This window comes from Fontibacter flavus (assembly GCF_042432905.1).
In the GTDB taxonomy this organism is placed as follows: domain Bacteria; phylum Bacteroidota; class Bacteroidia; order Cytophagales; family Cyclobacteriaceae; genus Fontibacter; species Fontibacter flavus.
This window is the reverse complement of record NZ_JBHLWI010000005.1, coordinates 1-5,351: the sequence shown is the minus strand read 5'-3', so window position 1 is coordinate 5,351 and position 5,351 is coordinate 1. Positions and strand designations below refer to the sequence as shown.

Genomic DNA, 5,351 nt, shown 5'->3' with positions numbered 1-5,351 from the left:
TATGACCGGAACCCGGTCAAAAACGCCCCCGGGACCCCAACAGCACCAGAAATAACCCCCGGTAAACTGTCAAATATTCTTTTATGCCGTAAACATACATTTTTTTGCTTTTCATGTCAAGCATCAACACAAAAATATTTTAAACAAAACACATTTATTTATTTTTATAATACGTTTTTATAGGGGTGAAAATTATTATGGGTATCTTTAATAAATATTAATACCTGATAATTAGGCTTTTAAACAACTTGACAGGTCATTCCATCAAAAAGTATTTAAAACAAAAAGAGGCGACCATCTGGCCGCCTCTTTAATTTTTTAAAAAATACTATTGTAGCTTTCTTCTACAACTTATTTAATCACTTGGATCCATCCTTTAAAATCATGTGTTCTTCCTTGAGAATCAACCGCAGTGAGAACATAGAAGTAGGTACCGGCAACCTGACCTGGAGCATTCCAGTCATTGTTGTAGTCTTTGCGCTGATAGACATGATCTCCGTACCTGTTAAAGATGATGATTTCGTTGCTGACAAACTTACCAAGTCCTTTGATTTCAAAGGTATCATTCTTACCATCTCCGTCAGGTGTAATCACGTTAGGAATAAAGAATGGACTTACTGTGTTCACATCAGTATCACTATTATCTCCAGGGGTTACTTCATCTTCTGCAGAAACTACAGTCACTCCATTTGTAATCGTGACAGGTACATTGCCAGTCAAGGCGTTAGCTTTCACTCTTAGTGTAATGGTCACAACAGCGTCAGCTGGTAAGAAAGGAATTGACCAAGTCACCCTATTTCCTTGCACTGAGGTAGTCAATTCTACCGCAGGATTAGTAGAGACGAAGCTTGAACTGATATACGTCAACCCGTTTGGCAGATCATCAGTCACTTCAACTTCCGTGGCATCAGTGCCGCCAACATTGCTAACAGTGATCACGTAATCAAATTCATCACCTTCAAATATTTCGATTTCATTTGAAGTTTTGGTTACGCTCAGATCAGCTTCATTATTCAACAATCTAAAGACTACAAACGCTTCATCACTGTTGGTTGGGTTGGCTGTCTCTCTAAGAACATATCTTAGTGTATACTCACGTGCTTCATTGATGCCAGGGATCAACAAGCTCAACTCACCGTTTTCATTGATATTCAGACCGATGATGCCATCCAGTTCAGTAAACTCAAAGTCTACATCATCTGGATCAGGACGCTGACCTTCAAGCAAATCATTTTCAAGAATATTTCCTAAAACTCCAGTGAAATCCAGGAATCGATCTCCGAAGTCATCATCATTGGCAATGATCTGTTTTGCCGAACCGGAAACCGTAACATTATCAGTTCCAGTAACTTCATTTCCATTCGGGTCAGTTGCGACAACATTTACTGTATTTAGGATGGATCCAGCCTCAAGGTCATCTATGGTGACAGTGTAACTGGTTTCCAGTTCAACGGATACACCCGGAGCAATTACAGGAATAATGGTTTCATATTTTGTCAGTGGATCTACCACATTTACATCTGTCAAGGATACAGTTCCTGTATTGGTCACTGTAATGGTATAGACAATAACTTCTCCAAGTTCAGAATATTGATCCACATCCGAAGTCTTCTCTACAGTAAGAGAGGCTATCTGCTCTGCTTCAACTACTACTTCATCTTCTGTGTCCGTATCCGCTCCGTTTGGATCGGTACCACTCACGGTCGCCACGTTTACGATTGTACCGGCATCCATATCCGCCTGACTTACTACATAAGTGGCAGTCACTGTAGCACTTTGACCTGGAGCTAAAGTACCCACATTCTCGTTCACATTGACTCTTTCGTCAACAACCGTTACATTTTCAATGGTCACGTTGCCGTTGTTGGTCACAGTAAGCGTGTAGACGATCTCTTCACCTGCTGCACTGACTGAAGTCTTATCTGCAGTCTTGCTCAAGGAAAGCGAAGCATTCTGATCGACATCAACGGTCACGCCGTCTTCTGTATCGGTATCATTACCGTTTGGATCGGTACCACTCACAGTTGCCACGTTTACAATGCTGCCTGCATCCATATCCGCCTGACTCACCACATAAGTGGCAGTCACTGTAGCGCTTTGACCTGGAGCTAAAGTACCCACATTCTCGTTAACATTGACTCTTTCGTCAACAACCGTTACATTTTCAATGGTCACGTTGCCGTTGTTGGTCACAGTAAGCGTGTAGACGATCTCTTCACCTGCTGCACTGACTGAAGTCTTATCTGCAGTCTTGTTCAAGGAAAGCGAAGCATTCTGATCGACATCAACGGTCACGCCGTCTTCTGTATCGGTATCATTACCGTTTGGATCGGTACCACTCACAGTTGCCACGTTTACAATGCTGCCTGTATCCATATCCGCCTGACTCACCACATAAGTGGCAGTCACTGTAGCGCTTTCGCCTGGAGCCAAAGTGCCGACATTCTCGTTCACATTCACTTTAGCATCGACAACAGTAACATTTTCAAGCGTAACGTTGCCATTATTTCTAACAGTCAAAGTATAAATAATCTCTTCTCCTGCTGCACTGACTGAATTTTTATCAGCAGATTTATTAAGTGCAAGGGAAGGGTTTTGATTAACTCCCACAGTCACACTATCTTCATTGTTAGTGTCTTCCCCATTAGGATCAGTACCACTGACTGTTGCTACGTTTACAATCGTACCGGCATCCATATCAGTCTGACTTACCACATATGTTGCAGTAACGCTTGCACTTTCGCCTGGTGCCAGAGTGCCCACATTTTGATCAACGTTTACTTTTACATCGATCACATTGACATTCTCAAGGGTTACGTTACCAGTATTGGTTACTGTTAAAGTGTAAATGATTTCCTCACCCGCACCACTCACTGAAGTCTTATCTGCCGTTTTCTCAATTTCAACTCCACTTACCCTTACAAAAGTCTGTGTATCACTATCTGTATCATTCACATTTTCACCTTTATAATCGGATGAAACAGTGGCTGTATTGGTAAATGAACCAGCATCAATATCCTCCTGAGTCAGTGTATACACAGCAGTGAATGTATTTCCGTCAAATGAGCCTGGAGCCAAGCTTGCTATCGCAACACCCTCCATTGTCACCAAAGGATCAGTCACCAGAACATTGTTCAATGTCACATTGCCATTGTTGGTGATAGTGAAAGTATAAGTAATCTGATCTCCAGCACTTGCTCTACCATCTCCATTAGTGTCCACATAAGTTCCTTCTTTTTGGAGGTCAATTTGTGGAGCAGCTTCTATTGGAGTAATGGTTTCTGTATCCTTCCATTCTAATTGACAACCTCTCACACAAGTTGCTGTGGCAGTAGCTGTATTAGTTATTGGAATATTATTATCAATATCCTCTTGCGTTACAGTGTATGTGGCAGTAAAGGTCACCGTTCCATAAGGCGCTATACCATTAGTTGGATCTGTCGTCGTAATTGGACTCAATACTCCTGTTCCAGGATGATCATCCGTAACATTTACATCGTTGATAGTAACATTCCCGGTATTTCTAACTACATAGGTATAAGTAATTACATCTCCTGCTTCAACATTCGTTGTCTTGTCAGCTGTTTTTTGCATCCTAATCCTGGAAACACTCGCAAAAGTCTGGAAATCATCATCAGTCGCTGTAACATCTCCATTGTATTGACCCGTAACCTGAGCCGTATTTCTAAAATTGCCTCTGTCGACATCAGCTTGTGTAACCGTGTAAACAGCCGTAAAGGTAGTGGCATCAGTAGACCCTGGGGTCAAAACAGGTATTGCCTCTCCCAAAACTTCCACAAATGGATCAGTAACCACCACATTAGTTAAAGAAACATTTCCTGTATTAGTGATGGTGAAAGTATAGACAATCTGATCGCCTGCACTCTTCAATTCATCACCATTGGCATCCACATAAGTACCCTCTTTGATCAATTCAATACTTGGCGAAGCCGCTTCAGGCGTAATAGTTTCCGTATCAGAAGCCGAAACCGGATCTCCATTTACAGCAATTCCTGTAGCAGTAGCTGTATTTACAATAGAAGTATTCAAATCAATATCCTGTTGCGTCACGGTATAGGTAGCTGTGAAAGTTACCGTTTGTCCAGGCAACACATTATCAGTCGCATCAGAAGTTGACAATGTACTTAAAGTACCTGTACCCGGATGTACATCATCAACACTAATATTATTGATAGACACATTTCCAGTATTTGTCACTACATAAGTATAAGTAATCAAATCCCCTTCCAAAATGCCTACAGTTTTGTCAGCTGTCTTATTAATGATGATAGATGCATTCTGCGTGATCGTGGTCGTTGCCGTTGCACTCTGCTCGGAAGTCTCGTTGGTGTTCACATAAGCGGTGTTAACCAGGTCATCTCCCGCATCGATATCACTCTGGGTGGCTGCATAAACAGCGCTGTAAACCCAGGCCTCTCCGATGTCAAGCACACCGTCATTGTCAGCGTCTCCGCTTTCCAATGTAGCACCGCCTGCAAAAGGATCCGTTACCGCAACTCCGGTCAAACTCACGTTGCCCGTGTTGGTCACCGTGATCGTGTAGGTCAGATCCTGTGGTGCCGAAATATTGGTAGCGTCCACAGTTTTGCTGATGGTCAGCGATGGGGACTGTGTGATCGTGGTCGTTGCCGTTGCGCTCTGCTCGGAAGTCTCGTTGGTGTTCACAAAAGCGGTGTTCACCAGGTCATCTCCCGCATCGATATCACTCTGGGTGGCTGCATAAACAGCGCTGTAAACCCAGGCCTCTCCGATGTCAAGCACGCCGTTATTGTTCGCGTCTCCGCTTTCCAGGGCCGCTCCGCCCGCAAAAGGATCCGTTACCGCAACTCCGGTCAAACTCACGTTGCCAGTGTTGGTCACCGTGATCGTGTAGGTCAGATCCTGTGGAGCCGAAATATTGGTAGCGTCCACAGTCTTGCTGATGGTCAGCGATGGGGACTGCGTGATCGTGGTCGTTGCCGTTGCACTCTGCTCGGAAGTCTCGTTGGTGTTCACATAAGCGGTGTTAACCAGGTCATCTCCCGCATCAATATCGCTCTGGGTGGCTGCATAAACAGCGCTGTAAACCCAGGCCTCTCCGATGTCAAGCACACCGTCATTGTCAGCGTCTCCGCTTTCCAATGTAGCACCGCCTGCAAAAGGATCCGTTACCGCAACTCCGGTCAAACTCACGTTGCCAGTGTTGGTCACCGTGATCGTGTAGGTCAGATCCTGTGGAGCCGAAATATTGGTAGCGTCCACAGTTTTGCTGATGGTCAGCGATGGGGACTGTGTGATCGTGGTCGTTGCCGTTGCGCTCTGCTCGGAAGTCTCGTTGGTGTTCACATAAG

Annotated in this window: 1 protein-coding gene; it reads right to left on the bottom strand. The window is 44.2% G+C overall.

Annotated features, from left to right (window positions below):
* Window positions 1–351 precede the first annotated feature (351 nt).
* Window positions 352–5,351: CLIPPER-2 domain-containing protein (locus ACFFIP_RS02820; RefSeq protein WP_382386046.1), on the bottom strand; the 5,000-nt coding region annotated here is incomplete at its 5' end.